Annotated in this window: 1 protein-coding gene; it reads right to left on the bottom strand. The window is 63.7% G+C overall.

Features of this window, described 5'->3' with window-relative positions; translation table 11 throughout:
- Positions 1-454, bottom strand: a 454-nt coding sequence (locus HEN21_RS22640; RefSeq protein ID WP_445297815.1) for a phage tail tip protein J-related protein, incomplete at both ends; no start/stop codon positions are given.

The raw sequence follows: 454 nt of genomic DNA, 5'->3' as shown, positions 1-454 counted from the left end.
GTGGTTTCCGTCGTCCGGGCCGTGCTGACCAGCCGCTCACTGCCGTCATCCGCTGTTACGGTCAGACGGAGCAGGAAGCTCACGCCCTTCACCACCTTCGGCGTGTCCCAGCGCGCCAGCACCTGATATTCCCCGCTGTCTGCGGTGACTTCGGCGGTCAGGTGCTGCACCGCTGGCGGCGTGACACCATTCACCGTGCCGCTCTGGTCGCCGTCAAAGTGCGCCCCGTTATCCACGATGGCTTCTTTTTCCGGTACATGCTGCACGGCGGTGATGGCATACGTGCCGTCGTCGTTCTCACGGATACTCACGCAGCGGAACAGGCGCTGGCGCAGCGTCGGCAGCTTCAGCCCCCACACGCTGTATTCAGCAACGCCGTCAGGAACACGGCTCACTTTCACCTTCACGCCGTCGGTGACGGACTGAACCTCCACGCTGACCGGATTGCCACTTC

The sequence above is a fragment of the Escherichia sp. 93.1518 genome, assembly GCF_013368915.2.
GTDB lineage: Bacteria > Pseudomonadota > Gammaproteobacteria > Enterobacterales > Enterobacteriaceae > Escherichia > Escherichia ruysiae.
Note: the sequence above shows the minus strand (reverse complement) of the source record. Positions and strands in the feature narration are given on the sequence as shown.